Source organism: Lacimicrobium sp. SS2-24, from assembly GCF_002201535.1.
In the GTDB taxonomy this organism is placed as follows: Bacteria; Pseudomonadota; Gammaproteobacteria; order Enterobacterales; family Alteromonadaceae; genus Lacimicrobium.
In genome coordinates this window covers 807,402-833,123 of the sequence record NZ_NIWW01000001.1, presented here as the reverse complement: position 1 = coordinate 833,123, position 25,722 = coordinate 807,402, and the positions used below count along the sequence as shown (strand labels likewise).

Genomic DNA, 25,722 nt, shown 5'->3' with positions numbered 1-25,722 from the left:
ATCCGGAATGCAGTTGGTGCTACTCGAACGCAGTGACAAAAATGCCAGGAGCATTTTTGAACATCGGAGGGACGACGATGGCCCGAAGGGCGGAGGGCAGGAAGCCAGAGTAAAGTAGCACACCGCCAGGCTCCCAATAACGCAAGAGCCCCTAGCTGTAATCAGCTAGGGGCTTTTTGCATTAAGGACACTACGTATCTAGCTTCATGGGGAAACCCAACCCATCGAATTGTCTAAACAGTAAGTGTTTTGCCGGTGAATATCATCTGTCACACATCCTTGTGAGAGCCTCCAGCCTCGCTTCCCTGCTCTTCGTTCGCTCAGCTGCGTTATGCCACTGGCATAACGGTCTTCGCTCACCCCCATGTGAGCGCTTTATACTTCGTTTTTACTTGGAGGATAGCCCTTCTGCAGGAAAGCACTGACAGCGATACTTAATCTCCGTCCAGGCGTGATTTAGCCCCATGTAAGTCTTTTTTGGGTTGGATCACTTAACTCTGACTTTGCCGCCTATAATTTTGTGGGCAGGTGTGCCGCGAATGAGGGTTTCCCGGGCAAACACCTGTTTGCACTCTGGGCACTCGCACGGCGTGGTGGTATGGTCTTCGCTGATGCGTTCCACAAAGCACTTTACCAGGCTGCCTTTACCACCCTTGCGATACTTATAGAGCAAGGTTCTACAGGCAGAGCAGTATATCTGTACGGTTCTCAGAGGTTGTTTTGTTCTGGGTTTTGCCATTGAGTGGTCTGCATAATTGATTTGAAAGTATAAAGGTGATGTCGCGGTCAGAATAACCAGTAAATCCTAACATAAGAAGGAGCACAGATGTCTGAACAAGGCTATGAACCACCCAAGGTGTGGAAATGGGATAAGCAGGGCGGAGGCAAATTTACCAACATTAATCGTCCCGTATCGGGCGCCACCCATGATAAAGCGCTACCTAAAGGTGAGCATCCCCTACAGCTATATTCACTGGCGACTCCAAACGGCGTTAAAGTGACCGTCATGCTGGAAGAGTTGTTGGAAAAAGGCGTTAAGGAAGCAGAATACGATGCCTGGATTATCGATATCATGGAGGGCAATCAATTTAGTTCAGGCTTTGTGAACGTTAATCCAAACTCGAAAATACCGGCACTGATGGATTACAGTGAACCCGATCCAGTCAGGGTGTTTGAGTCAGGTTCTATATTGCTTTATCTGGCGGAGAAGTTTCAGCACTTTTTGCCGCAATCAAGATCCCTTAAAACAGAATGCCTTAACTGGCTGTTCTGGCAAATGGGCAGTGCCCCTATGCTAGGGGGCGGATTTGGACACTTTTACGCCTACGCACCAGAAAAACTGCAATATCCGATTGATCGCTACACCATGGAAGTAAAACGCCAACTCGATGTGCTGGATCGTCAGCTTGCCAGGCACACTTACATTGCCGGAGAAGAGTACAGTATTGCCGATATGGCTATCTGGCCCTGGTATGGCGCTTTGGTTAGGAATGAAGTCTATGAGGCCGCAGAGTTTCTTCAGGCTCATACCTATACGAATGTCGTGAAATGGGCAGAGCGGATCGCTCAGCGCCCTGCCGTACAGCGTGGACGCATGGTGAATCGTGCCTGGGGGGATGAATCTGAGCAACTACGTGAACGCCACAGTGCCAGCGATTTTAAACTCAGGACGCAGGATAAGATAAATAGCTCTGACGAGTAGTGGACAATAGATAAGATTTTAATAAAAAAGGGGCGATTAATTCGCCCCTTATATGTTTACTATAGGTTTGAGCTTACTGGCGTACACCTTCAATATGAAGCTCAAGCAGTACATGGGTAGAGGCGGGTCCCAGATCGTAGTCGATGCCATAGTCTTTCAGGGCAATCTTGGTCTCACCGGCAAAGCCAACACGGTAGCCACCCCAAGGATCTTCACCTTCACCAATTTTTTCTACATCGATAACCACAGGCTTTGTCACACCGTGTAAGGTCAGGTCGCCATGCAGGTGGAAGTCACCATCTTCTTCAACATCGGTTACTTTGGTGCTGACAAAACGGGCCTTATCGAATTTAGTAACATGCAGGAAGTCTTCGTTGCGTAAATGTTTGTCTCGTTCAGCATGATTTGAGTCAATACTGGCTGGATCAATATTCACCGTAATGCTCGAAGCCTGAGGGTTGTCGGCGTCATAGCTGAAGTTACCATCAAAGGTATTAAATCGCCCAGTCAGCCACGAGTAGCCCAGATGCTGTATCTTGAAGTTAATAGCGGCATGGGCGCCTTTACTGTCGATAATGTAATCGGCGGCAAATGTCGGTGCACTCATGGCAGCCAGTGTTATCAGGCTCAGGGAAAGCTTTTTCATTGTTCAATCTCCTTGCTAACAATTTTAGGGTTTTAACATACGAATCAGAGTTTTATCTTTATCGATAAAATGGTGTTTGAGGGCAGCCAGGGCATGCAGCAATGCCAGTCCGATGAGCACATATGCCAGCCACTCATGAACTGTACCAGCGATGTCCTCCTGGTTTTCAATCAGTGAACCGAAACCCGGAAGGGTAAACCAGTTAAAGATTTCTATTCCACGCCCATCGGCAGTGGAAATCAGGTAGCCACTGGTAAATAGCAAGATCAGTAACAGATAGATCACTGTGTGAGCAAGCATAGACAAGCGCTGCTCTAATTGACTTCCGGAAGCCTCCGGGCGAGGCCGGGTTGCACGCCAGAAGAGTCGGAATAGTGTCAGGGCTGCTAACAGGATACCAACGCTTTTATGGATGTGAGGAGCGGTTTTATACCAATCACTGTAATAGGTCAGATCAACCATCCACCAACCCAGACCGAACAGACCCACCACCGCTATGGCGCTGAGCCAGTGTATCGTGATGGTGGTCCAACCCCAGCTTCGTGCTTTGTCGTTCATGGCTTTCCTGTTGCTCACTAAATTCATCTGGGCAAAGCATAAAGTACGATACAACAAATTTAAATCACGAAAAATCCGCTAAAGCGTTCTATTAATTCGATTAGTCCACTCAGGAAGGTGTCTGATGTCGTTCTTGCAGTACCTGAATCACGTCAGAGAGGTTCAGATTACTGGCCTGTAACAGGACGATAAGGTGATAAAGCAGATCGGCACTTTCGTTTTTCAGCTCGTCCAGATCCTGGACCGTTGCTGCCAAAGCAGTCTCTACACCCTCTTCACCGACTTTCTGAGCGATGCGTTTGATTCCCTTGGCATACAGACTGGCGGTATAGCTGCTATCTGCACTGGCGTGCTTGCGCTGTGCAAGCAATTGCTCTAATTCAGCCACAAAGGTGAGTGCTGGCGTTGCTCCCTGATGCCAGCAGCTTGGTGTGCCCAAATGGCATGTGGGGCCATTCGGCAACGCCAATGCAATCAGTGCGTCCTGGTCGCAATCAGTACTAAGCTCAACTAAATCCAGGGTATGTCCGGAACTCTCGCCTTTGGTCCACAAGCGTTGTTTGGAGCGACTGTAAAACGTGACCTTCTGGCTCTGCAGGGTCTTTGCAAGCGCCTCAGGATTCATATAGGCCTGCATCAGAATTTTGCCTGATATGGCGTGCTGAACGACAACCGGAATGAGGTTGTCCATTTTCTCCCAGGCCAGTTTATCGCTATTTGATTGAGTAATGATCATGGTAAACCCTGTTTAGTGACGAATGGCTATGTGTTGCTCGCGTAAATACGTTTTTAAGTCGGCGATGGCGATCAATCCTTTGTGAAAGACCGAGGCCGCCAGAGCACCGTCTACATCGGCTTGCTGGAATACCTCACTGAAATGCTGCATTTCACCGGCGCCGCCAGAGGCAATCAAGGGCACCTTGCAGTGCTCACGGATAGTTTTCAGTTGCTGGATATCATAGCCTTTACGCACACCGTCCTGATTCATGCAGTTAAGCACAATCTCTCCGGCGCCACGCTGTTGGACTTCTCTCACCCAGTCAGCCGTTTGCCAGGCAGTGGTCTGAGTACGCTTTTCATCACCGGTAAACTGTTTTACCTGGTAAACACCGCTCTGTTCGTCATAAAAGCTGTCAATGCCGATAACGACGCATTGCTGCCCAAAGCGGTCATGGAGTCGGGTGATCAGTTCCGGATCGCTGAGCGCTGGCGAGTTGACGGAAATTTTGTCCGCACCCATTTCCAGAATTTTTCCGGCGTCTTCAACGGATTTAATACCCCCGGCGACGCAAAAGGGAATATCGATAACCCGTGCCACACGACTGACCCAGCTCTTGTCCACCACTCTGGCATCGCTGGATGCGGTGATATCATAAAACACCAGCTCATCGGCACCGGCTTTGGCATAGGCTTCTGCCAGTGGTTCAATATCGCCGACAATCTCATGGTTGCGGAATTGCACGCCTTTGACCACTTTGCCGTCTTTTACGTCCAGGCAAGGAATAATACGTCGGGCTAACATCAGTCTTGCCCCCAAAGCGAAATAGCCTCGCGTAAGTCAAATTTACCTTCTAACAATGCGCGGCCAAGGATAACACTGTCGACATTGCTGCTCTTCAGTTGACGGATATGCTCAAGGCCACCAATACCGCCGGAAGCCTGCCAGATGACGTCAGGGAACTGCGTTTTTAACTCTTGATAGAGCGTGTTGTTGGGGCCTTGTAAGGTGCCGTCACAGGCGATATCGGTGCAAAGCACATGCTTAGCGCCGGCCTGCATAAAGTCTGTCAGCAATGGCGCCAGCTCCACACCGCTGTCCTGTTGCCAGCCATGGGTTGCGATACATTGGCGCCCCTGACTATCTATATTCACATCCAGTGCCAGCACAATTTTCTCTGCGCCGTACTTTTTCAACCAGCCCTTGACCAGCTCTGGTTCTTTCACTGCCAGGGAGCCGATGACCACACGGCTCACCCCGGCTTCCAGTAACTGGCTGAGATCATCTTCGCTGCGAATGCCACCACCTGCCTGGAATTGCATGCGTTTACTGGCGGCCAGCTCTGAGATGAGTTGCAACTGGCGTTTTTCTGGCTCCTTGGCGCCAGTGAGATCGACAATATGCAACCAGGTTGCGCCTGCATCGGCATAGCGGTGCACCACTTCAAGGGGGGAGTCCTGATAACGCGTTTGCTGTTCATAGTCACCCTGATAGAGGCGTACAACCTGACCGTCAATCAAATCTATTGCTGGAATGATCATCGTTTGAAACTTTCCTTACTCGCAGTACTGAATAAAATTCTGTAATAACTTGGCACCCACCGGGCCGGAGCGCTCCGGGTGAAATTGCACGCCATAAAAGTTCTCCTGCCCAATACTGGCCGAAAAGCGCCCGCCATAGTCGCAACTGGCCAGCGTGTGCTCGCCCAAAGCAACGGCAAAGCTGTGCACAAAATAGAAATAGCTTTTTGCCTCAATATCCCGGAACAAGGGAGAGTTACACTCTGGCGTCACCTGGTTCCAGCCCATATGCGGCAGACGCTTATCACCCACCTGCATGCGTCTGACCTCGGTATCGATCAGGTTCAGGCAATCAGCCTGACCTTCTTCAGAAAAACGCGTCATTAACTGCATCCCCAGACAGATACCTAAAACAGGTTGAGTGAGTTCGGGTAACAGGGTATCCAGCTTTTTGTTACGAATCTGCTCCATGGCAGCAGCGGCAGCGCCAACCCCTGGTAGAAACACCTTATCGGCAGATTTGATGGTCTCAGCCTGGTCAGACACGGCCACCTCGTAGCCAAGGCGCTCAATAGCGAAGCGGACTGAAGAGATATTGGCACAGCCGGTATCGACAATAACCAGTTTCACTACAGGGCTCCTTTGCTACTGGGTAACACATCACCCTGCTTGGTCACCGCCTGGCGCAGGGCCCGGCCAAATACCTTAAACAGGCTTTCTACCTGATGGTGGGCATTGCCTTCTGTTGTAGAAAGGTGCAGGGATATGCCCATGCTGTCACTCAATGAGCGGAAGAAATGAGACACCATCTGGGTAGACATTTCACCGACGTTTTCCTGTGAAAACTGTGCGTCAAACTTAAGATAGGGACGGGCAGAAATATCCAGCACACACTCTGCGCGGCACTCATCCATCGGCAAGGCAAATCCGAAACGACCTATACCGCGTTTGTCGCCAAGGGCCTTACGCAGTGCTTCACCAATAGCTAATGCCGTGTCTTCAACGGAGTGGTGATCGTCAATATGCAGGTCGCCTTTGACCTGTACATCCAGCGTAATACCACCATGGGTGGCTATCTGGTCGAGCATATGATCGAAAAAGCCAATACCGGTGCTGATCTGGGATTTGCGTTGCGTGTCCAGATCAACATTGACTCTGATATCGGTCTCTGAGGTGGTGCGTATCACTTCAGCCTGGCGACCTTCAGAGGTTAATGCCTGCTCTATGGCCAGCCAGTTGTTTTGCTGACGATCGTATAACAGGCCACGAATCCCCATGTTATCTGCCAGTTGCATGTCGGTTTGACGGTCACCAATGACGAAAGAGCGGGTAAAATCCACTTTGCCCTGTTGCAGGTAATCTTTAACCAGACCGAGTTTGGGCTTGCGGCAGCTACAGTTGTCCTGGTCAAAATGAGGACAGATAAGAACATCGTCAAACACAACACCCTGAGACGCGAACAGGTTCATCATCTTATTATGCGGGGCGTCAAAGTCTGCCTGCGGAAAACTGTCTGTGCCCAGGCCATCCTGATTGGATACCATCACCAGCCTGAAACCGGCTTGCTGAAGGCGCAACAAAACAGGGATCACCAAGGGTTCAAACACCAGCTTTTCGAGGCTGTCCAGTTGTTTATCTACGGGAGGCTCTTCTACTAACGTCCCGTCTCTGTCGATGAATAATATCGCCTGTTGGCTCATTGCCCCTCCTGCTGATAAAAGGCTGTTATGGCGGCGACTAACCGCTGATTTTGTTCATTGTTGCCGATACTGATACGCAAACAATCCTGCAGATGCATTTGTTTGGACTGATCGCGGATTAAAATTCCCTGAGCGACCAGGTTGTCCATCAAGGCCTGTTTTTGCGAAGCGCGTACCAGTACAAAATTTGCCTGAACATCGCCTACCACACTAAGTTGTGGCAGGTTTCTCAGTGCGGCGAGCAGTTCTGTACGGGCTTTATTCAGCCCCTGAACCTGCTGCTTAATCTGCTTGAGTCCGTCTGCGGACAGCGCTTGCGCCGCAATTTGTGCAACAGGCTCTGGCACCGGGTAGGGGGCAATTGCCTTTAACAAAACCTGAATCACTTCAGGGGCGGCGAGGGTAAAGCCACAGCGTATGCCGGCCAGCGCGAAGGCTTTTGACAAGGTGCGCAGGATCACCAGGTTTGGATACTCGGCCAGCCAGCTGGCACAGCCCTGATTTTCAGCAAACTCGATATAGGCTTCATCTACGACGACCAGAGCAGAATCTTTGAAGTGCTCCAGTGCGGCTTTAATTTGCTGGTCGGCAACGGTTGTGCCGGTAGGGTTATTGGGAGAGCAGATAAAAACCAGTTTCACCTTGCCGTTGTGCTGATACATCTGCTCAAGATCCAGACTAAAATCTGCTTTCAGAGGAACACGCTCAACGCCCACCTGAAAGGTCTCTGCGCTGATGGCGTACATGCCATAGGTGGGCGGGCAAATCAGAATACTGTCCTGATTGGGTTCACAAAACGCTCTGATGAGCAGTTCGATGCCCTCATCGGCGCCACGACTCACCAAAAGTTGCTCTGTGTTGAGCCCAGCGTAGTCGGCATAGGCATTTATCACACGTTTTGGCTGACAATCCGGATAGCGATTTAACTTAGTACAATCAAGCGCATAGTCATTGCTAAAAGGAGATTCATTGGCATTCAGCCAGTCCTGACCACCTGAGAAAAGCCGCCTGGCAGACTGGTAAGGCTGCAAGGTTTTTAAGTGCCGGCACTGTAACCTGTCGGCGAGTGTTGCAGACGTACTCATGCTTGAGTTCCTCCGTTAAGTGCCTGAAGGCGCAGTGCCACAGCCTGTCGGTGGGCATCCAGTCCTTCGGCATCGGCCAGCTCCATAATGGCCGGTCCGATTTTCTGTAAACCGGTGTCACTGAGTTCCTGCACCGTATAGCGGCGCAGAAAATCCATCAGCCCCAGGCTGGACGTATTGCGTGCATACCCGTAAGTGGGCAGCACGTGATTGGTACCACTGGCATAATCACCGGCCGATTCTGGTGACCAGGGCCCCACGAAAATGGACCCTGCATTGTTGATGGCTTGCATCCACTGGCGCGGATTTTCCATTTGCAGAATCAAATGCTCCGGCCCATAGGCATTACTGATGTCGACAGCCTGCTTCATGCTGTTGGCAAGAATGTAGCGACTGTGTTGAATACTTTTTTGGGCAATGTCTTTACGTGAAAGGTTTTGTAGCTGCATGTCGACCTGTTCTTTTACGGCCCTAATCAAATCTGCACTGTCACTCACCAGTACCGCCTGAGAATCGGCGCCATGCTCTGCCTGTGACAATAAATCTGAGGCGACAAACGCCGGATTGGCCTGCTCATCGGCAATAACCAGCACTTCTGAAGGTCCTGCGGGCATATCTATGGCCGGACCGCCCGGTATCTGACTGACCTGTTGTTTGGCTTCAGTGACAAAGCTGTTGCCCGGGCCAAAAATTTTATCCACCCTGGCGATACTCTCAGTGCCCAGCGCTAAGGCTGCAATGGCCTGTGCACCGCCGCACAGATAAATCTCATCGATGCCACAAAGCTGCGCCGCGAAAAGAATTTCCGGGGCCAGTGAACCCTGTTTGTTTGGCGGACTGATCAGCACACTGCGTGGGCAACCAGCAACCTGCGCGGTAGCACCCAGCATGAGTACGGTTGAGGGCAGGGGAGCGGTACCGCCGGGAATATACAGGCCCACGGCCTCAATGGCACGGTGCTTCAGCTCACAGATCACACCGGGCTGGGTTTCAATGCGCACATCGTTGGGTTGTTGCGCCTCATGGAAGCGACGAATATTGGTGTAGGCCAGTTCCAGAGCTGCTTTTCGCGTGTCGCCGAGACGCGCGACCGCTTCATCGATGGCGGACTTATCCAGCTTCAGGTCTTGCAATTTGACGCCATCAAACTGCTCGGTCATTTGCATTAAGGCCTGATCGCCCTCACTTTTTACTCGTTCAATAATCTCGCTGACGGTGTCGCGCAGACGTTGGCTGTCTGACAATGCAGGGCGTTTTAACAGCGCTTGCCTGTCTTTTTCTTCGAGTTGATTCCAGTTTTGCATGCTTACCCCAGCATTTTCTCAATAGGCAGCACCAGAATGCTTCGACAGCCCAGCGCCTTGAGTTTTTCCATGGTCTCCCAGAACATGGTTTCGGTACTGACTACGTGCACGGCTACGCTATTGTCGTTGCCCGCCAATGGCAGCAACGTTGGGTTCTCAGCACCCGGCAGCAGGGCTTTGACGTCATCCAGTTTGTCTTTTGGCGCGTGCAGCATAATGTATTTGCTTTCTTTGGCCTGCATGACGCCATTGATGCGGGTCAGCAGCTTGTCGATCAGTTGCTGTTTAGATGCTGGCATCTCGCCGGAGCGCTGAATCAGTACTGCCTTGGAACGGAAAATGACTTCTTTTTCTTCCAGGCCATTGGCTTCCAGGGTGGCGCCGGTACTGACCAGATCGCAGATGGCGTCTGCCAGACCTGCACGGGGGGCCACTTCAACAGAACCATTTAGCATCACGGCTTTGGCATCAATACCCTGTTCACGGAAGTAACGCTCCAGCAGGTAGGGATAGGTCGTGGCGATCTTTTTACCAGTGAGAGAGTTTACGCCCTGGTAGGGCATTTCATTGGGCACGGCAATCGACAAACGACAACCGCCGAAATCGAGTCTTTCCAGCACATCATACTGATGCTGCTTGTCCCCCGCCTGGCGCTCAAGCATCTTTTCTTCAAGTTCATTTTCGCCGATAAAACCCAGATCCACGACACCATCCATTACCAGTCCGGGGATATCGTCATCCCTGACCCGCAACAGATCGATAGGCAGATTGGTGGAGTGTGCAATCAACAACCGGTCCCGGATAGAGAGCTTTACGCCAATGGCTTTGAGTAGCTCCATGCTGCCTTCGCACAGTCTGCCGGACTTCTGTACTGCAATTCTGAGTCTGTTGTTGTCTATCATGTGGTTACCTTAAATTGGTGTCTTAAAACGAAAAACCCCCGGAAGTTGCCTTCCGGGGGTCTCTTAATCTGGGATTCCTCTGGAAGGCGGTTTACACGACCTTCCAGCACGAACCTGAAAGGTTATGCCGGGTGATGATGGTGATGAATTGTCTTCAGGTTCTGGCTAATCATAGTTTTGCTGACGCGGTTATTATCAGTGAAAAATTTCAGGCCCTAAGTTACTGGCAAGCGGGCCAGAGTGCAAGCGTGATTTATCTAAGCCGTGGCTATTATTTACAACTTAATGGAATAACAAAGCGATACTTTGAGTAATTTAGCCTTTAAAAGGGTCTAACCTCAAGGGTCGATAAATGCGACCGATATAAGCTATGATACTAACTGGCTAAAAAATAGGCAGATTATGGTAAGTGACCTGATGTTTCCGATCTTACCCAAAGAGGGTAAGGTCAGTCCGCTGGAAGACAAGCACCGTGTCGAGCAAGTCGACAAGGAGGCCCGTCTGCGCTCGCTGGATGAAGACGAGAAAAACATGACCGCGGAAGAGCGTGAGGCCCAGCAGCAGAAAAAGAAGAAGAAACAGCCTCAGAAGAAGCAGGCCAAGAAAGAAGACGATGAAGATAACGAAGGGCCAGACGAAAATGGCCACCTGGATATTTATGTTTGAGGCAAAGCACCGTCTGCACTGATCCTTCCCCAATTTAACAGAGTATTTCTTACCTAATTTAACAGGCAGATTTGAGCGAGAAGCGGACAGTCGCTCTAGCTTGCTAATGGACAAAGACAATTTATCCAGCCAGAGTGTCCATCTTAGACTGTGTTTTAAATTTTTTAGGAAGCAGCCGTGCTAAATAATATATGGAAAGAAACTTTACAGTTTAGAAAGGACGAGCAGTTAGCTTTTGAAAGATACTACGAAGCTATTAGAGACATTAATACCTTCTATGAAGCAGAGCTTATCACTGAAGATACGCTGAGATACTTAAGCGAGAAGGAAATCATTGAACTGATTTCCAATGCAGAAATGCCTGATCATGCTGAAAAAACTGAGCCTGTAATTTTTGCTGGCGCGTCCACCTATCTAGATGCATCAATTGATCTTTGTGAAAAGAAAATCGCGAGACTTAGAGCTGAGGATATTGATGACTCATACACAACTAGACATGTATTTGTCGTTACAAAATCACTTTTTGTCGCTGGATTATTTGCTCTAACTAATATTCTTTCTGTTTCAGTAATTTCAGGCGCTATCGCTTATCTTTACTTCGCTAAGAAAGACATCTCTCTCCAAAAAGAATCAATTCATTCAAAAAGAACATCGGAGTGGGCTATGGATAACATAACTAGTCGTTTAAACACGTTAAAAAAGCTCAAAGACAATCTGTAACTCTTCCAATGCGAATTGGGGCAGAAAAGAGCTAAACTAGAATGACTGTTTACGGCACCCAACGGCCACTGACACTCCTGTGTAGTGCTGCACCGAGCGAGTAGTGGACGCTCAACTTAGCTTTCTGGCTAAACCATGTAGTGATAAATATCGAGTGACCCAATGCAAGGAAATGCTGTTCATTTGTACAGGTATAAGTTAAATTCACTCAATTTTCTCAAGAAATTCTCGGTTTCACACATCAGAAAGTCTCGCTTTGTCTCATAACACTAGCGATAACTTATTGAAAGTACTGGATATTGGCTATAGCGGTACGTGCATACCGGGACCAGTATAAACCCCAATTCTCGCTTTCCCCACGCTAGGTTATGCACAAAGCGCTGGTAGCTAGCTCCAAGCTATTGTTAACATGGGAAAAATGATTAGAAACTGTGAATAAACGGCACTGTGTCGCCTGCGGCATACCGTGAATTCATGGTAATAACATTGTTAGAATTTAGGAGGAATAGTGCTAAACAACTGGGGATTTATTAAGGCACTATGGGAAACAGGGCAATTCCACGTAGGTTTTGCTCTGGTAACATTTTTTAGTCTCGCCCTATACCGTAGATACAAGTTAGAGCAACAGAATAAGAAAATAGTGAGGCAAGAACAGCTAGAAATATTCATCAAAGTGTTTTCAGGTAAATTTAAGAATGATCCATTTCTGGTAGAGCAGGCATTTGAAAATAAATTTGAGTATCCTTTAAGTAATCAGGAAATAAAGTACTTTCTGAAATTTCCAAACCCCACGGAATCTATAAAGAACTACATTTCGTCTAGAGGTAACTTTGAGTTTTCTCTAGAGTTTAAACGACCTGAGCTAAAAAATAGACTTAAAGGAAGATTTTACCCAAACCTTCTTAAAGGTTGGTACTTGACGTTATATTTCGTTCTTGGGATGGGAAGCCTTTATAGTATTCCAGGTCATGCTTGGGTAATGAGTCACTATGGCCCTATTGCCTTTTTATTCTCTATCAGTTTGGCTGTATACTTTTTCTTTCTAGCATTGCAGTTCCTTTTTGCTGGTCAAAAATTGGACACAGCTATTTCTTTGTATAAGCATATAGGTACGGTGGAGCGTGGTGTTTGCAAATGGTTGTATTAAATTCTAACAAGTTGCTGCACTCTGACACATGCTGCTACGCTCGTTTTTGTATTTGTCGCTGCGCTCCAATTTTACACAAAAACGCTCTCCACAGTATGTGCAGGTGAGCAAAGCGTCATGTTTTAAGGAAAGTATGAGTCCAAACGAAAGTTTTGTGATGAACTCAATTGTGGAAAAGTTTGGAGGGAGATTCACTGAAGGTGAAGACCCGCCAGATTCATATTTTTATTTAGGTGAAAAAAAGATTGCGGTCGAGGTCACTCGATTGGTTCAGCAGGTTCAAAACGAAAAAGGTACGATGATTTCTAGACTTGCTCATGACCAACCCGCTATGACGCTATCTGATCAATTGGACAGCCAAATGAAACATGATATTCCAGATGATAAATACGTCTTTCTTGTTTTAGGTGCTCCAATAAATAATATAAGAAAAACGAAAAGCGAACTAAAAAAAGAAATCCTAAGTCAGATCAATTCTGGAGTAGTTAAGCAAGATCTAGTAATAGAAAAGAATAGAATTTCAATCAGTGTCTATGATGGCACGAGAGAAACCGGAAAAAAAGTTGTTAGCGCTATAGCCAATAGATATTCTGATGCTAATTTACTTAGCAATACTATGAATCTTCTTAGTGACCGTATAACTTCTAAATTAAAGAAGTGTAAAGCTAAGGCATATGACGGAGAGTATTGGTTAGCTTTATATAACGACTATTGGGTAGCCGATTTAGAGTCTTACAGATTGGCATATAGTAAATTAAACGTTCAGCATGACTTTAATAAAATACTAATCATAGATAGTTATGGGCAAGTTGGGTGTATTTAAAACATAACAAGTGACTGTGGCCCTGAATCAATAGGTTGAGCTATGTAAATGGTTTTGCTGAAGGTCCGCAATTGGCACTATGCTGCTGTTGGCGATTTGTTCAGTTTTTATTGGGTAGCTGGCGTTCACAAAAAGCTTCCTCTCTTCAATGGCTGGTGCTGATAAATTCTCATAGCTAGTTCTGCATCGGGATATCTGCCTGCCAGCGAAAGCCCACACCGCCGCCGTGCCACACGCCGGAACCCGCCGGATTTGGCCCGTGAATATCCAGGCGCTCGGGTAAACCATTTCTGGGTCGTAGCAGGTCAGTGCCTCTCACGGTGCTGCGATGCATAATCCGTAACCCTTGTTGTTCTACCGGTAAGTGGGCCTCCGGGGCGGCGCGATGGGCCACCGCCAGATTATCAATAAACAGGCAATCACCTTGTTGATACTCAAAGGTCATGGCATAGCCTTGATCAAACCCGGCATTAAGCAGGTCATTATAGGCTTTGCATAGCCGGGCCAGTTCATCAGCCTCCAATAACCGAAATGCCTGTTCCTGTGTGGATTTTTCCAGTACTGCGCCTGTCATGCCAAGATGCAGCCAGACACACTCTGTGCCGGTGAGCGGATGCTGATGCACTAAAGGATGCACCACACCACTATTAGAGTTGACCGAGGAAAGACGCCGCCAGTATTGCTGAGTCTCTTCAGGTAATGCTGCAAATGCGGCGCCCTGATGGGCGAAACTGGTGCCGCCACCGCGCTCTGCAGGGCGGATAATGTGGTAACCAGAGTGGGAAAACGTTCGGGCATTAAAGCTACCGTCATTGTGCCATTGTGGTCCTACGCCGGGGATACCGACTTTGGGGTCATTGGAGAGGCGAAAAATGTCAGGGTTGCGATCCGGCGTTGCCGGGTGCACGCCATGGGTACTGTGAATCTCTTTTCCGCCCCACCAACAGCTGGCTGCAAGAAACTGCTGGGGCTGCAACCCGTCCTGCTTCCTGAAAACAAGAAAGCCCCGCTCTGCCATTTCCTGTTCTAGTGCTGTGACCACTTCTGTAGGCGGAGGGGAGGGCATCGTCAGGTCTATACCCAGTACCTCGGCACCCATAGGTTTTAGCGGTCTGATGCAGCCACCATAGTCGGCAACTAGCTTGACTGTGGAGGCCTTTAGCGGCGCAATCTCTGGTGCGGTCATCTGCATACTCCTTGCGCGAATGGGCAAGTCAATGTGTCTGTGACCTAAACCTAGCAATAAAATGGGGCATACCACAAAAGTCGTGGTGATCAGCCTGGTGGTAACCTGCGTAATGCTATGCGCCAGCAGCTGTCTGTATGCCCGCGCTGTCAGCCGTTGGAGGTGACAGGACGCCCAACTGCATAAATCTTATGCTTTTAGCCTGTGGCTTTGGCGGTTTAACGCGGTTTTTCTTGCCCAGGTGTTAAGCTTAGATTAGCCTTGGACGGGTAATCTCTATGTTAAGTTATTGGTTTGAGGGTTAAATTGTCTCTCAATACCACAAAGCACCATAACGCATGCCATCAGTGGAATAGGGGCTATATGGGTTAACGGCGTCTGAAGGGGTAAATGCTTAGCCCTTTTTTATTGGTAGCGTTAACAGGCCCGGGTGACACGTAGGATGTTGGTCGAGTACACAATAACAAAATGGAGCACAGCGACATAATGAGCTTATTCTGGATACCCGTTTTATTGTTGATAGGGGTGTTTGTGCCGCTGATTACCGAGCGGTTTGGTCGCACAGCCTGTGCATTTTTTACCATGCTGGCGCCTGCATTGGCGCTGACTCAAATTGCAGGCCTGTTGCCAGAGGTGTTATCCGGTGAAGTCCTGACTGAAAGTCTGGCCTGGATACCTGCCGTGGGACTGACCTTGTCCATGCGTCTTGATGGACTGGGCATGATGTTTTCGTTGCTGATCCTCGGTATTGGCCTGCTGATTATCCTTTATGCCCGTTACTATCTTTCTGAAAAAGACGCCATGGGGCGCTTCTATGCTTATCTGATCCTGTTTATGACGGCCATGCTTTCCATCGTGCTGTCAAACAACCTGTTACAGCTATGGATGGCCTGGGAAGTAACCAGTATCAGCTCATTTTTACTGATCAGCTACTGGTCGTCGAAAACAGACTCCCGCAAAGGCGCGCGCATGGCGCTGACGGTTACCGGAGCCGGGGGACTGGCATTGCTGGCGGGTCTGCTGATTATTGCTGATATTGTGGGCAGTTATGATCTTGCCACGGTACTTGCCAGTGGTGATGTGATTCGGGAACATGCCATGTACCCGGTGGCGCTGATTCTGGTATTACTCGGCGCCTTTACCAAGTCAGCCCAATTTCCGTTTCATTTTTGGTTACCTCACGCCATGGCGGCGCCGACGCCGGTCAGTGCCTATCTGCACTCTGCCACCATGGTGAAGGCAGGCATCTTCTTGCTGGCCCGTATGTATCCGGTGCTATCCGGTACCGAGCTGTGGTTCCTGACTGTCAGCCTGACGGGTTTGGCGACCCTGCTGCTGGGCGCCTATGTGGCCTTATTCAAGCATGACCTGAAGGGATTGCTGGCTTATTCCACCATCAGTCATCTGGGCCTGATTACCTTATTGCTGGGTATGGATACCAAACTGGCGGCGGTAGCCGCCGTATTCCACATCATGAACCACGCCATCTTCAAAGCCTCCTTGTTTATGGCCGCAGGCATTATCGATCATGAGTCGGGCTCCCGCGATATGCGCAAACTCAATGGCCTGTGGCGCTACATGCCCTATACCGCAACGCTGGCTATGGTGGCGGCGGCATCTATGGCGGGGGTACCATTACTCAATGGTTTCCTTTCCAAAGAGATGTTCTTTGCCGAGACCCTGCATCAGGTTGCGCTGGGCTCGTTGTCCTGGATGATACCGGTTTTGGCGACACTGGGGGGTATATTCTCGGTGGCGTACTCATTGCGTTTTATTCATGATGTGTTCTTCAATGGTGAGCCTATCGATATCCCCAAAACACCTCATGAACCGCCCAGGTACATGAAGATCCCCATCGAAATTCTGGTGACGATGTGTCTGTTGGTGGGCATATTCCCCAGCTTTATGATTGGCAGTTTGCTGCAAGCCGCCTCGTCCACTGTACTGGATGGCCAGTTGCCGGAGTACAGTTTGTCGGTCTGGCACGGGTTTAACTTACCCTTGTTAATGAGTGCCATCGCTATGGCGGGTGGCTTGCTGGTGTACGCATATCGGGGCCGTCTGTATAGCTTTCAGGCGCAGTTCAGAGAAACCGACGCGAAACTGGTGTTTGAGGGTGTGATCCAGGCCATTGTGCGTCAGGCCACAGCGTTTCACGAATGGATGGCAAATGGCTCGTTACAACGTTATGTAGCGTTATTATTGTTGCTGACCCTGGTTATGACAGCCAGTCCGTTGATGGAGCTGAATAGTGCTGCCGGTCATTTGCCCCATCAGCCTGTGAATGGCATCGAAATTACGGCAGCCATCCTGCTGTGTATCAGCGCACTGGCGACGGTAATTCTGCACCGTCAGCGCATGGTGGCCTTGATTACCTTATCGGTAGTCGGGTTAATTGTATCGATCACCTTCGCCCGCTTCTCGGCACCGGATCTGGCGTTGACCCAATTGGCGGTAGAGGTTGTAACGGTTATCCTGCTGATGCTGGCACTGTTCTTCTTGCCACAGAAAACCAAAAACGAGTCGTCTCCCCGGCGGGTAGTGCGAGACCTTGGCATCGCGGCGGTGTGCGGCGGTGTGATTGCCACTATTAACTACGCCATTATCACCCGACCTTTTGACAGTATCTCAGAGTTTTTCCTGGCCAACAGTAAAACCGGCGGTGGCGGTACTAATGTGGTGAACGTGATTCTGGTGGACTTCCGGGGCTTTGATACCCTCGGTGAGATAACCGTGCTGGGTATTGCCGCGCTGGGTATCTTTAAGCTTATCGCGCGTATGCGACTGGCGATGCCCTCGGCGGATGAGAAGGGCAGAGCCTGGTCTGAAGATCGTCACCCGCTGATTCTGGCAATGATATCGCAAAGCCTGCTGCCTTTGGCTCTGCTGGTATCTGTGTATATCTTCCTGCGTGGTCATAATATGCCTGGTGGTGGTTTTATTGCCGGCCTGGTGACCTCAGTGGCACTGATTCAGCAATACATTGCCCATGGTGTGGACTGGATTAAGCCGCGAATCAAGGTCGACTACCAGGTGTTAATTGCCAGTGGGGTACTGATTGCCGCGCTGACCGGTGCCGGCAGCTGGTTGTTTGATAAGCCCTTTTTAACCTCCTGGTTTGATTATTTTGATATTCCCTGGATAGGTAAAATCGAGCTGGCCAGTGCCATATTGTTCGACCTGGGGGTTTATCTGACAGTGGTAGGGGCAACCCTGCTGATCCTGGCTAACTTGGGTAAATTGACTACCCGTCATCGTCCGACGGTGGAGGAATAATGGAAGCCTTGTACGTATTTTGCGTTGGTATACTCACTTTCAGCGGTATTTTCCTGTGTCTGCGGGGGCGCACCTTCCCGGTTGTACTGGGATTGACGCTGCTCTCTTATGCCGTGAACCTGTTTTTATTCTCCAGTGGTCGGCTGCGCCTGGATGGTGCCGCCATTCTGGGAACCTCTGAGTCTTATACCGATCCCTTACCTCAGGCACTGGTGCTGACGGCCATTGTGATTGGTTTTGCCATGATTGCTTTTGTGGTGATTCTGGCCATGCGCGCCCGCGCCGATTTGGGTAACGATTTTGTGGATGGCCGCGAGCCTCCCGATGCCGATCAGGCCATTAAGCCGACGCGGGGTAAAGTATGAGCGAACATTTAGCCATTCTTCCCATATTGATCCCGTTGTTTGGCGGGCTCTTTATGCTATTACCGCCTTTTGCGGGTCCACAGAAGTATCAGTATCGTCGCGTCGCCACTTTGGTATTGATGCTGCTACAGATCGGCTGCTCTGTGTTACTGATGTTGCAGGTGATCAATCAGGGCGCGACGTTCTATGCCGTAGGTAACTGGCAGCCACCCTTTGGCATCGTTCTCTTTGCCGATCGCCTGGCTCTGCTGCTGGTGCTTCTCAATGGCATACTGGGACTGGGCGCAACACTGTATGCTTTTGCCGGTAGCGACAGGGAAGGGAAGTATTTCCACCCGTTATTGCAGTTTCAGTTGATGGGAATTAACGGCGCGTTTCTGACCGGTGATTTGTTCAACCTGTTTGTCTTTTTTGAAGTGTTGCTGATTGCCTCCTATGCGCTACTGGTTCACGGTGGCGGGAAACAAAAGACCCTGGCCAATGTGCATTACGTGATTCTTAATCTGATCGGCTCCAGTTTGTTTTTGTTTGCCCTGGGTACGCTATATGGCACCACCGGCACCCTCAATATTGCCGATATGTCGTTACGTATCGCGCAGTTGTCAGCCGGTGAACTGGTGATCGCCAAAGCAGGCGGTCTGCTGTTGTTGATTGTTTTCGGACTCAAGGCGGCTATGCTACCCCTGCATTTCTGGTTACCAAGAACCTATGCCGCCGCGCCCGCTGCGGTAGCGGCGTTATTTGCCATTATGACCAAAGTGGGGATTTACGGCATTTTCCGGGTTTATACGGTGATTTTTGGAGAGCAGGCTGGCGAGCTTGCCGGTATGGTACAACCCTGGATCTGGCCGCTTGCCTTTTTGACCATTACCATCGGTGCCATTGGTGCCCTGGCCAGCCCTAACTTACGTCATCTGGCTGCTAACCTGGTGATTATATCGGTGGGCACATTGCTGGTGGCCTTTGCACTGAGAACCCCTGAGGCAACAGCAGCAGGGCTCTTTTATCTGGTGCACAGCACGTTGGTAACAGGCGCATTATTTCTGATTGCGGATATGCTGGGGCAACAGCGCGGTAAAGCGCTGGATTGGTTTGTGATGGCGCGCAAGGTCAGTCAGCCTGCGTTGCTGGGAATACTTTTCTTTGTGGCTGCAATGACCGTTGCCGGTTTACCACCTTTCTCCGGGTTCATCGGAAAGCTGGTGATTCTGCAATCTGCGCACAGTGCTGCAGAAATGCTGTGGATCTGGCCCATCATTCTGATAGCCGGTCTGGTCAGCATTGTAGCGCTGTCCCGTGCTGGCACGACCTTGTTCTGGCGCTATAGCGGTGAGGGTGACAACACTCAGAAGTTGTCCCGCTGGCAAATCTCCGGGGCCATATTACTGCTGCTGGGCTCACCACTGATGGTGATCTTTGGTGCATCGGTAACAGACTACACCCAAGCCGCGGCAACGCAGCTACATGGCTTACAGGGCTTATTTGAAGTCATGAATCTACAGGGGGGAAGCAAATGAGTATGACCTCGCGCTGGTTACCCATGCCATTTCACAGCTTACTGTTGCTGGCGGTATGGTTAATGTTAAACGGCAGTCTGAGTCTCGGGCATCTGCTGTTAGGCTCTGTGCTGGCGATCGTTATCCCGTTAATTTGTGCTCCCTTGCAGGTACCACAACCAAAAATCGCGCGTCCCTTAAAGGCCCTTCGCTATGTGATCATGGTGCTGGGTGACATTGTGGTGGCTAATGTTCAGGTGGCGCTGTTGGTGGTCGGTCCGATGCGGCGCATTAACCCCGGTTTTGTCGCAGTACCCCTTGACCTTGATGAAACTTTTCCCATTACGGTGCTGGCCAGTACCGTGACCATGACGCCGGGCACCGTCAGTGCCGAGGTATCCTCTGATCGTAACTGGTTGTATGTGCATGTGCTGAATATGCCCGATGACGAGCAAGAAGTGATCGACCTTATTAAAACCCGGTATGAAGCGGCAATTAAGGAGATTTTCGCATGTTAGAGTGGAGCATGATCGCAGTGGGGGTGATGCTGTGCGTTGCCTTGTTTCTGAACTTATGGCGATTGTTGATTGGCCCCCATGTCGTGGACAGAATACTGGCACTGGATACCATGTACATCAACAGTATTGCATTGATTCTGCTATACGGAATGTATAACGGTACACAGCTATATTTTGAGGCGGCTCTGCTGATTGCCATGCTGGGTTTTGTTAGCAGTGTGGCGTTTGGCAAGTATTTGCTGCGTGGCGATATCATCGAATAGGAGCCAGTATGAATTTCTGGGTTGAACTGTTAATTTCTGTGTTACTGATCTTAGGTGGTGTATTTGTGCTGGTGGGCTCCATTGGCCTGATTCGCCTAAAGGATCTTTATGTGCGTTTGCATGCGCCCACCAAGGCCACAACACTGGGGTTGGGCGGGATTCTGTTAGGATCTATGGTGTATATGTCGCACCAGCATGGTTATCTGACCATTCACGAACTGTTGATAACCTTGTTTCTGGTCATTACGGCGCCGGTCACCGCCCATATTCTGGCCAAGGTCGCCATGCATCATGAAGTGCCTATGATGAAGCGCACCCGTAACGCTGAGCACGTATCTACCGCCCGAAAACAGCAAGCTCCGGGCGATACGAAAGATCAGGACTAAGCGGCGGTCTTTTTAAACTGAAACAGCAATACAATCGACCAGATAGCGGTATACAGCGCAAAAATCACGATCATCCACTGCGGCATGCTCATGCCCAACAGTGACCAGTCGATGTCGCCGCAGTCGCCGGTTGCGGCAAATATCCCAGGCACCCACTCATGTAGTGGCATCCAGGAAGGAAAATTGGGAACGATTTCACAAGTGGTAAAGAAAGGATTCGCTGCGGTTTGAATGTCCACATGCTCGATGGCAATGAGCAATCCCCAAATAGCCGATACCCCCCAGCCAGCCAGCGCCGTCCATTTAAAAAGCGGGTTTTGCGGGTAAATCAGACCCACTAAAGCTGCCAGCGCAATACCAAATACAGCATTTCGCTGATAAATACACATGATGCAGGGCTCAAGCCCCATGGCGTATTGAAAATACAGGGCGATGCCTTCTAACAACAATGCCGATAGCAGCAGAATAAGCCAGGATTGGCGATGGCTGGCGCTATGGGTCAGGCAGGACACTAAGGACATAATATTCACAACTCCGTTTTTTTGAGTAATTCTGCCATGTTCTGTGGCTAAAAGAGTAACTTTAATTGGTGCCAACATCTGGTACAATCAGTTAATAGACACTGACTTGTGTGTCTCCTTGCACAATAATAATAACCTTGAGTGAGTTTTTTATATGATTTATAAGGCTCAGAGTCCCGCCGGCTTTGCTGAAGAATATATTGTCGAATCCATCTGGAGTGGCAGATTTCCGCCCGGCACAATTCTACCCGCTGAGCGGGAATTGTCGGAGTTGATCGGTGTGACACGGACCACCTTGCGAGAGGTGTTGCAGCGTCTGGCCCGTGATGGCTGGCTGACCATACAGCATGGTAAACCCACCAAAGTGAATAACTTCTGGGAGACATGCGGGCTGAATATCCTGGAAACACTGGCTCGCCTTGATGAAGAGGGGATCCCTGAGTTGGTGGATCATCTGCTCGCGGCCCGCACCAGTGTCAGTGCGGTTTTTATTCGCCGCGCCTTTAAAAATGCGCCACAAGAATCGGCCAAATTACTCGAAGGTTATGTCAATTTACCCGAAGACGGCCAGGCTTACGCGGATTTTGATTATAAAATTAATCATGATCTGGCGATGGCATCGGGTAACCGCGTTTTTGTGCTGATGATGAATGGATTTCGTGGTTTGTACGCGCGAATTGGCAGTTATTATTTTTCCAATCCCAAGTCCCGGCAACTGGCCAAATCTCATTATGCGCAATTGCTTGAACTGGCGCGTAATGGTGAGCATGAAAAAGTGCCCATGCTAATACGCAAATACGGTATGGACAGTGGTGAAATCTGGAACGAGATCCGTGGCGAGATGCCAACAGGACTGGTGGACTGAGCGAATGCTTCAGTCCTGTTTCACAGGCGGGTGAAAGCATTAAAAAAGGTGAGCATCTGCTCACCTTTTTTATTTGTATTGTCAGTTGAGCTACGTTGCCCTCTGAACTGTCTTGCTTACATGATGCGGCTGAATACGCTCTTGCGCATGCGGGATTGACGATTTTTACGCAAGGTGGCTCGAAGTTGACTACGTTTACCGTCCAGCCAGCTCTCTCTGTCCACTTTGGCAGCATCACCGCGACGTTTTTCTTCGGTTTCCCGATAACTGCAAAATTCACTGTATGCTGATAAATCCTGAGAAAGGTCACGTATCACTAACTCGATCATAATGGCATCATCCAGGTAGCCCAGCCCCGGAATGTTGTCCGGTACCATGTCCTGTGGATCGACAAAATAGGCCAGCGAGGTGAGTACACTCTTTCGCTCGTCTTCGGGCATTTGCCATTCCTCATCCTGTACGGCGGCCATCAGCATTTCTAGAGATTTAAGGCGGTCAGAGACAAATGCAGGTAGCTCGGCCCCTTCCATTTGGCGACAGGTTTCGCCTGCTTTTTTCAGGATCTCCTGATCACTGTACTGGTGCGCGCGTTCGGATGCGGTCTCAAGCGCGCTGCGAAAATGCTCCAGATCACTGTCTGTTAGCTCAAAAGAAATGGAAATGCTCATGGTAAGTCTCGTGTGCAAAAGTAAAATTTACATTAGACAAGCCGCCAGCTACTGTCAATGACATGTTGCGGCACGCTAATCATATTGATGGAATTTAACGAAGGAAAGCCACAATCCGGCATCTGAAAATTTGGCCTCCTGTTAATGTTGCACAAAAAAAGCGCCCGCAGGCGCTTTCTCTCAGTTTATGCCACTATCAGGCGAAGTTCTTGGCGGCAAAGTCCCAGTTAACCAGGGCCCAGAAGCCTTCCAGGTACTTAGGACGCAGGTTGCGGTAGTCGATGTAATACGCATGCTCCCACAAATCCACGGTGATCAGCGGTGTCACTCCGTCTTCAGTGATGGGGGTGCCGGCGTTGCTGGTATTGACGATATCCAGGCTACCGTCGGCTTTTTTCACCAGCCAGGTCCAGCTGGAACCGAAGTTGTTAACCGCCTTGTCGTTGAAGGCATCTTTAAAGGCCGCAAAAGAGCCCCATTTGCTGTTGATGGCATCGGCCAGTGCACCCGTTGGTTCACCGCCACCATTCGGGCTCAGGCTGTTCCAGTAAAAGGTGTGGTTCCAGATTTGCGCGGCGTTATTAAATACACCACCTTCAGAGGATTTGATGATCTCTTCGAGGCTCTTATTCTCCAGATCTTTGCCTTCGATTAACCCGTTAAGCTTAGTCACATAGGTAGCGTGGTGCTTACCGTGATGGTATTCCAGGGTCTCGGCAGAAATGTGTGGCTCAAGGGCATTTTTTTCATAGGGAAGCGGGGGTAATTCAAAAGCCATATTGATTCTCCATGTTTACTAAAATAAAAATGATATTTCCCCATCACCACTGTGCTTGATGAGGAATACCGGTGTCATTCTGATTGTTAATTGATACTAGTGTAACTGTCTGTACCTGTCATCCTATATGGGAGCGAAGAAAACAAAAACAACCGCTGAATTAATTACTTAATATAACTAAGTGTTTTAATTAACCGCAGATTGGGTCTGACATGTAATTCCGCTGGGGTCAGATATTGAAAACAGGTACAATTGTCACCAAATCCAAATTTTGACTGACAAGAGGCCAATACCATGGAAACACTGGAAAAGATCAAGCAGCAAATCGCTGAGAACCCGATACTGATCTATATGAAAGGCTCCCCCAAATTGCCTAGTTGTGGCTTCTCCGCCCAGGCGACGCAAGCTCTGATGTCCTGTGGTGAGCAGTTTGCTTATGTAGATATTCTGCAAAACCCTGACATCCGTGCTGAACTGCCTGCTTATGCCGACTGGCCAACATTTCCACAATTGTGGGTAGAGGGTGAACTGGTAGGCGGATGCGACATTATCCTGGAGATGTTTCAGCAGGGTGAGTTGCAGCCATTGATTAAAGAAACCGCGGCCAAATACAAATCGGCTTCTGAACAATCAGACGCCGAATAAGATGGCTTGAAAAGGGGCTGGCGTGAGGCCAGCCTCTATTTTTCAATTAATGCGCTGGCCGCTGCGACACGGGTCGGGCTGACCTCCTCGGTAGGATAACACCCCAGCACTTTGAGATACCGCGTCATACCCCGCAAGGCGTCCATGGCTTTTTGCATTGGGCCATCCTGGAGGTTTCCTTCTACATCAATATAAAACATCTCCTCCCAGGGATTACCATTGATTGGCCGGGATTCAAGCTTGGTCATATTGATGTTGTTATCTTTAAGCACCGTCAGGGCTTCGACCAGGGCACCGGGCTTTTGCACCGTGCTCATCACCAGGGTCGTTTTAGCCGGGATCTGCAGTGGCACTTTGACCGCTTTTCTGGCAATTACGATAAAGCGACTGTGGTTTTCTTTTTGATTCGCCAGATTCGATTTAATCGGACTTAACCCATAGAGTGCACCACCGGCAGCACTGCCTATGGCAGCGATTTGAGGATCGGCCAGTTCGCTGACTTTGAGCATGGCAGCCGATGTGCTGTCGGTGGGCTTCACTTCAATATTTCCCAGCTCAGCCAGGAAGTGACTGCACTGAGAGAACACCTGAGGGTGCGCATAGAGGGTTTTTAATTGACTGATTTGGGTATCAGTTGCCACTAGCAGGGCATGCTCAACAGGATGAGTGAGCTCACCAATGATCGATAAATGCGTATGCTGGAGCAGGTCGTAGACTTCGTTAATACTGCCGGAAGAGGTGTTTTCGATGGGTAGCACGCCATAGTCCGCTTCATTGGTTTCCACCGCATGAATGATTTCATCGAAGCTCTGACATCCCATCTCTGCCAACTCGCCAGGACGCCGGGAAAAGTATTTTTGCGTGGCCAGGTAGCTGTAAGAGCCCTTATCGCCAAGAAAGGCCACCCGGTTAAGGGGCAGGGCATTGTCAGGGTTGGCTTTTTGCGCCAGCAGCATCTGCTGATTTAATACCGAGTCTTCAATGATGACATGGAACAACTGTGTAATGTATTGAGGCGTCAGGCCAAGCTTTTGCCCTTGTTTGATTAATTTGATCAGCAGCTGTTCTTCACGACTGGTGTCCCTGACCTGCATATGGGCGTCAATTTTTGTACGCGCCACCTGATTAGTAAAGTGTTGGCGTTTTGCCAATAACTCAAGAAGCTGCGCATCCAGGGTACTGATGTCCTGTCGAATCTGTTCCAATTGTTGCTGATAATCTGTCATAGCCTGCATGATCTCGGTTAACTAAAAATATTGCCTGA

29 protein-coding genes and 1 other annotated feature are annotated in these 25,722 nt (G+C 49.5%); of the genes, 13 read left to right on the top strand and 16 right to left on the bottom strand.

Annotated elements, in window-relative coordinates; genetic code table 11:
• Nucleotides 1–487: 487 nt before the first annotated feature.
• On the bottom strand, nt 488–739 hold the full coding sequence (locus CCY32_RS17325) for a hypothetical protein (protein ID WP_088329191.1): 252 nt from the start codon (nt 737–739) through the stop codon (nt 488–490).
• Nucleotides 740–826: 87 nt separating this feature from the next.
• On the opposite strand from CCY32_RS17325, the gene yghU reads away from it, so the two are divergent.
• Nucleotides 827–1,702 carry a glutathione-dependent disulfide-bond oxidoreductase gene (yghU, locus tag CCY32_RS03690; protein ID WP_088329190.1) on the top strand — a complete coding sequence of 292 codons (876 nt, stop codon included), beginning with the start codon at nt 827–829 and terminating at the stop codon, nt 1,700–1,702.
• A gap of 73 nt (nt 1,703–1,775) precedes the next feature.
• Here yghU and CCY32_RS03685 read toward each other — a convergent pair whose 3' ends face one another.
• The 10 genes from CCY32_RS03685 to hisG form a co-directional block, all read right to left on the bottom strand.
• Nucleotides 1,776–2,348: a YceI family protein gene (locus CCY32_RS03685; protein ID WP_088329189.1), complete on the bottom strand. Its 573-nt coding sequence runs from the start codon at nt 2,346–2,348 to the stop codon at nt 1,776–1,778.
• Between the two features lie 24 nt (nt 2,349–2,372).
• Complete coding sequence (locus tag CCY32_RS03680) at nt 2,373–2,906, bottom strand: cytochrome b (protein ID WP_088329188.1); 534 nt, start codon at nt 2,904–2,906, stop codon at nt 2,373–2,375.
• 109 nt (nt 2,907–3,015) lie between these two features.
• The gene (gene hisIE, locus CCY32_RS03675; protein ID WP_088329187.1) at nt 3,016–3,642 is read right to left on the bottom strand and encodes a bifunctional phosphoribosyl-AMP cyclohydrolase/phosphoribosyl-ATP diphosphatase HisIE; all 627 of its coding nucleotides are present in this window, start codon (nt 3,640–3,642) and stop codon (nt 3,016–3,018) included.
• Nucleotides 3,643–3,654: 12 nt separating this feature from the next.
• On the bottom strand, nt 3,655–4,428 hold the full coding sequence (hisF, locus tag CCY32_RS03670) for an imidazole glycerol phosphate synthase subunit HisF (protein ID WP_088329186.1): 774 nt from the start codon (nt 4,426–4,428) through the stop codon (nt 3,655–3,657).
• Nucleotides 4,428–5,165 (bottom strand): 1-(5-phosphoribosyl)-5-[(5-phosphoribosylamino)methylideneamino]imidazole-4-carboxamide isomerase, encoded by a 738-nt coding sequence (gene hisA / locus CCY32_RS03665; RefSeq protein ID WP_088329185.1) that lies wholly within the window; start codon nt 5,163–5,165, stop codon nt 4,428–4,430. Before hisA ends, hisF begins: the two co-directional genes overlap by 1 nt.
• Nucleotides 5,166–5,180: 15 nt before the next feature.
• The gene (gene hisH / locus CCY32_RS03660; protein WP_088329184.1) at nt 5,181–5,774 is read right to left on the bottom strand and encodes an imidazole glycerol phosphate synthase subunit HisH; all 594 of its coding nucleotides are present in this window, start codon (nt 5,772–5,774) and stop codon (nt 5,181–5,183) included.
• On the bottom strand, nt 5,774–6,844 hold the full coding sequence (gene hisB, locus CCY32_RS03655) for a bifunctional histidinol-phosphatase/imidazoleglycerol-phosphate dehydratase HisB (protein ID WP_088329183.1): 1,071 nt from the start codon (nt 6,842–6,844) through the stop codon (nt 5,774–5,776). Before hisB ends, hisH begins: the two co-directional genes overlap by 1 nt.
• On the bottom strand, nt 6,841–7,929 hold the full coding sequence (hisC, locus tag CCY32_RS03650) for a histidinol-phosphate transaminase (RefSeq protein ID WP_088329182.1): 1,089 nt from the start codon (nt 7,927–7,929) through the stop codon (nt 6,841–6,843). Before hisC ends, hisB begins: the two co-directional genes overlap by 4 nt.
• Nucleotides 7,926–9,233 carry a histidinol dehydrogenase gene (gene hisD, locus CCY32_RS03645; RefSeq protein WP_088329181.1) on the bottom strand — a complete coding sequence of 436 codons (1,308 nt, stop codon included), beginning with the start codon at nt 9,231–9,233 and terminating at the stop codon, nt 7,926–7,928. The genes hisC and hisD overlap by 4 nt, the downstream gene beginning before the upstream one ends.
• A gap of 2 nt (nt 9,234–9,235) precedes the next feature.
• Entirely contained in the window at nt 9,236–10,135 is a 900-nt protein-coding gene (gene hisG, locus CCY32_RS03640) for an ATP phosphoribosyltransferase (protein WP_088329180.1), read from the bottom strand.
• Nucleotides 10,136–10,161: 26 nt separating this feature from the next.
• Nucleotides 10,162–10,282 (bottom strand) — a sequence feature (His leader region).
• Nucleotides 10,283–10,552: 270 nt separating this feature from the next.
• Here hisG and CCY32_RS03630 point away from each other — a divergent pair.
• The 4 genes from CCY32_RS03630 to CCY32_RS03615 all read left to right on the top strand — a co-directional run bounded on the left by CCY32_RS03630 (nt 10,553) and on the right by CCY32_RS03615 (nt 13,491).
• A complete protein-coding gene (locus CCY32_RS03630; RefSeq protein ID WP_141096166.1) occupies nt 10,553–10,801 on the top strand; it encodes a hypothetical protein in 249 nt (82 codons plus the stop codon).
• Between the two features lie 177 nt (nt 10,802–10,978).
• Nucleotides 10,979–11,521, top strand: coding sequence for a hypothetical protein (locus CCY32_RS03625; RefSeq protein WP_088329177.1), 543 nt, complete (start codon nt 10,979–10,981; stop codon nt 11,519–11,521).
• A gap of 508 nt (nt 11,522–12,029) precedes the next feature.
• Nucleotides 12,030–12,668: a hypothetical protein gene (locus CCY32_RS03620; RefSeq protein ID WP_088329176.1), complete on the top strand. Its 639-nt coding sequence runs from the start codon at nt 12,030–12,032 to the stop codon at nt 12,666–12,668.
• A 133-nt stretch (nt 12,669–12,801) separates the two neighbouring features.
• Entirely contained in the window at nt 12,802–13,491 is a 690-nt protein-coding gene (locus CCY32_RS03615) for a hypothetical protein (protein ID WP_088329175.1), read from the top strand.
• Between the two features lie 175 nt (nt 13,492–13,666).
• Here CCY32_RS03615 and CCY32_RS03610 read toward each other — a convergent pair whose 3' ends face one another.
• Nucleotides 13,667–14,677 carry a TauD/TfdA family dioxygenase gene (locus CCY32_RS03610; protein ID WP_088329174.1) on the bottom strand — a complete coding sequence of 337 codons (1,011 nt, stop codon included), beginning with the start codon at nt 14,675–14,677 and terminating at the stop codon, nt 13,667–13,669.
• A gap of 486 nt (nt 14,678–15,163) precedes the next feature.
• Here CCY32_RS03610 and CCY32_RS03605 point away from each other — a divergent pair, with 486 nt between their 5' ends.
• From CCY32_RS03605 to CCY32_RS03580, 6 genes are read left to right on the top strand one after another with little or no spacing between them, the layout of a single operon-like run.
• Entirely contained in the window at nt 15,164–17,953 is a 2,790-nt protein-coding gene (locus tag CCY32_RS03605; RefSeq protein ID WP_210401670.1) for a monovalent cation/H+ antiporter subunit A, read from the top strand.
• Entirely contained in the window at nt 17,953–18,318 is a 366-nt protein-coding gene (locus tag CCY32_RS03600; protein ID WP_088329173.1) for a Na+/H+ antiporter subunit C, read from the top strand. The genes CCY32_RS03605 and CCY32_RS03600 overlap by 1 nt, the downstream gene beginning before the upstream one ends.
• A complete protein-coding gene (locus CCY32_RS03595; protein WP_088329172.1) occupies nt 18,315–19,835 on the top strand; it encodes a monovalent cation/H+ antiporter subunit D in 1,521 nt (506 codons plus the stop codon). Before CCY32_RS03600 ends, CCY32_RS03595 begins: the two co-directional genes overlap by 4 nt.
• Nucleotides 19,832–20,332: a Na+/H+ antiporter subunit E gene (locus CCY32_RS03590; protein ID WP_088329171.1), complete on the top strand. Its 501-nt coding sequence runs from the start codon at nt 19,832–19,834 to the stop codon at nt 20,330–20,332. Before CCY32_RS03595 ends, CCY32_RS03590 begins: the two co-directional genes overlap by 4 nt.
• The gene (locus CCY32_RS03585; RefSeq protein WP_088329170.1) at nt 20,326–20,595 is read left to right on the top strand and encodes a K+/H+ antiporter subunit F; all 270 of its coding nucleotides are present in this window, start codon (nt 20,326–20,328) and stop codon (nt 20,593–20,595) included. Before CCY32_RS03590 ends, CCY32_RS03585 begins: the two co-directional genes overlap by 7 nt.
• Before the next feature lie 8 nt (nt 20,596–20,603).
• The gene (locus tag CCY32_RS03580; protein WP_088329169.1) at nt 20,604–20,981 is read left to right on the top strand and encodes a Na+/H+ antiporter subunit G; all 378 of its coding nucleotides are present in this window, start codon (nt 20,604–20,606) and stop codon (nt 20,979–20,981) included.
• On the opposite strand, the gene dsbB is transcribed toward CCY32_RS03580, so the two are convergent.
• Nucleotides 20,978–21,502 carry a disulfide bond formation protein DsbB gene (gene dsbB, locus CCY32_RS03575; protein ID WP_088329256.1) on the bottom strand — a complete coding sequence of 175 codons (525 nt, stop codon included), beginning with the start codon at nt 21,500–21,502 and terminating at the stop codon, nt 20,978–20,980. The genes CCY32_RS03580 and dsbB overlap by 4 nt on opposite strands.
• Before the next feature lie 154 nt (nt 21,503–21,656).
• Here dsbB and fadR point away from each other — a divergent pair, with 154 nt between their 5' ends.
• The gene (gene fadR / locus CCY32_RS03570) at nt 21,657–22,367 is read left to right on the top strand and encodes a fatty acid metabolism transcriptional regulator FadR (RefSeq protein WP_088329168.1); all 711 of its coding nucleotides are present in this window, start codon (nt 21,657–21,659) and stop codon (nt 22,365–22,367) included.
• Nucleotides 22,368–22,483: 116 nt separating this feature from the next.
• On the opposite strand, the gene CCY32_RS03565 is transcribed toward fadR, so the two are convergent.
• The gene (locus CCY32_RS03565) at nt 22,484–23,035 is read right to left on the bottom strand and encodes a DUF1232 domain-containing protein (RefSeq protein WP_088329167.1); all 552 of its coding nucleotides are present in this window, start codon (nt 23,033–23,035) and stop codon (nt 22,484–22,486) included.
• Nucleotides 23,036–23,231: 196 nt separating this feature from the next.
• Complete coding sequence (locus tag CCY32_RS03560) at nt 23,232–23,813, bottom strand: Fe-Mn family superoxide dismutase (protein ID WP_088329166.1); 582 nt, start codon at nt 23,811–23,813, stop codon at nt 23,232–23,234.
• 294 nt (nt 23,814–24,107) lie between these two features.
• Here CCY32_RS03560 and CCY32_RS03555 point away from each other — a divergent pair, with 294 nt between their 5' ends.
• Nucleotides 24,108–24,458, top strand: a complete 351-nt coding sequence (locus tag CCY32_RS03555; protein ID WP_088329165.1) for a Grx4 family monothiol glutaredoxin — start codon at nt 24,108–24,110, stop codon at nt 24,456–24,458.
• 35 nt (nt 24,459–24,493) lie between these two features.
• Here CCY32_RS03555 and pheA read toward each other — a convergent pair whose 3' ends face one another.
• Complete coding sequence (gene pheA, locus CCY32_RS03550; RefSeq protein WP_088329255.1) at nt 24,494–25,684, bottom strand: prephenate dehydratase; 1,191 nt, start codon at nt 25,682–25,684, stop codon at nt 24,494–24,496.
• Nucleotides 25,685–25,722: the final 38 nt, after the last annotated feature.

Bases quoted from the DNA above. Each gene is read 5' to 3' on its own strand.
- CCY32_RS17325 (WP_088329191.1), bottom strand. From the start codon at position 739: ATGGCAAAACCCAGAACAAAACAACCTCTGAGAACCGTACAGATATAC.
- yghU (WP_088329190.1), top strand. From the start codon at position 827: ATGTCTGAACAAGGCTATGAACCACCCAAGGTGTGGAAATGGGATAAG.
- CCY32_RS03685 (WP_088329189.1), bottom strand. From the start codon at position 2,348: ATGAAAAAGCTTTCCCTGAGCCTGATAACACTGGCTGCCATGAGTGCA.
- CCY32_RS03680 (WP_088329188.1), bottom strand. From the start codon at position 2,906: ATGAACGACAAAGCACGAAGCTGGGGTTGGACCACCATCACGATACAC.
- hisIE (WP_088329187.1), bottom strand. From the start codon at position 3,642: ATGATCATTACTCAATCAAATAGCGATAAACTGGCCTGGGAGAAAATG.
- hisF (WP_088329186.1), bottom strand. From the start codon at position 4,428: ATGTTAGCCCGACGTATTATTCCTTGCCTGGACGTAAAAGACGGCAAA.
- hisA (WP_088329185.1), bottom strand. From the start codon at position 5,165: ATGATCATTCCAGCAATAGATTTGATTGACGGTCAGGTTGTACGCCTC.
- hisB (WP_088329183.1), bottom strand. From the start codon at position 6,844: ATGAGCCAACAGGCGATATTATTCATCGACAGAGACGGGACGTTAGTA.
- hisC (WP_088329182.1), bottom strand. From the start codon at position 7,929: ATGAGTACGTCTGCAACACTCGCCGACAGGTTACAGTGCCGGCACTTA.
- hisD (WP_088329181.1), bottom strand. From the start codon at position 9,233: ATGCAAAACTGGAATCAACTCGAAGAAAAAGACAGGCAAGCGCTGTTA.
- hisG (WP_088329180.1), bottom strand. From the start codon at position 10,135: ATGATAGACAACAACAGACTCAGAATTGCAGTACAGAAGTCCGGCAGA.
- CCY32_RS03630 (WP_141096166.1), top strand. From the start codon at position 10,553: ATGTTTCCGATCTTACCCAAAGAGGGTAAGGTCAGTCCGCTGGAAGAC.
- CCY32_RS03615 (WP_088329175.1), top strand. From the start codon at position 12,802: ATGAGTCCAAACGAAAGTTTTGTGATGAACTCAATTGTGGAAAAGTTT.
- CCY32_RS03610 (WP_088329174.1), bottom strand. From the start codon at position 14,677: ATGACCGCACCAGAGATTGCGCCGCTAAAGGCCTCCACAGTCAAGCTA.
- CCY32_RS03605 (WP_210401670.1), top strand. From the start codon at position 15,164: ATGAGCTTATTCTGGATACCCGTTTTATTGTTGATAGGGGTGTTTGTG.
- CCY32_RS03600 (WP_088329173.1), top strand. From the start codon at position 17,953: ATGGAAGCCTTGTACGTATTTTGCGTTGGTATACTCACTTTCAGCGGT.
- CCY32_RS03595 (WP_088329172.1), top strand. From the start codon at position 18,315: ATGAGCGAACATTTAGCCATTCTTCCCATATTGATCCCGTTGTTTGGC.
- CCY32_RS03590 (WP_088329171.1), top strand. From the start codon at position 19,832: ATGAGTATGACCTCGCGCTGGTTACCCATGCCATTTCACAGCTTACTG.
- CCY32_RS03585 (WP_088329170.1), top strand. From the start codon at position 20,326: ATGTTAGAGTGGAGCATGATCGCAGTGGGGGTGATGCTGTGCGTTGCC.
- CCY32_RS03580 (WP_088329169.1), top strand. From the start codon at position 20,604: ATGAATTTCTGGGTTGAACTGTTAATTTCTGTGTTACTGATCTTAGGT.
- dsbB (WP_088329256.1), bottom strand. From the start codon at position 21,502: ATGTCCTTAGTGTCCTGCCTGACCCATAGCGCCAGCCATCGCCAATCC.
- fadR (WP_088329168.1), top strand. From the start codon at position 21,657: ATGATTTATAAGGCTCAGAGTCCCGCCGGCTTTGCTGAAGAATATATT.
- CCY32_RS03565 (WP_088329167.1), bottom strand. From the start codon at position 23,035: ATGAGCATTTCCATTTCTTTTGAGCTAACAGACAGTGATCTGGAGCAT.
- CCY32_RS03560 (WP_088329166.1), bottom strand. From the start codon at position 23,813: ATGGCTTTTGAATTACCCCCGCTTCCCTATGAAAAAAATGCCCTTGAG.
- CCY32_RS03555 (WP_088329165.1), top strand. From the start codon at position 24,108: ATGGAAACACTGGAAAAGATCAAGCAGCAAATCGCTGAGAACCCGATA.
- pheA (WP_088329255.1), bottom strand. From the start codon at position 25,684: ATGACAGATTATCAGCAACAATTGGAACAGATTCGACAGGACATCAGT.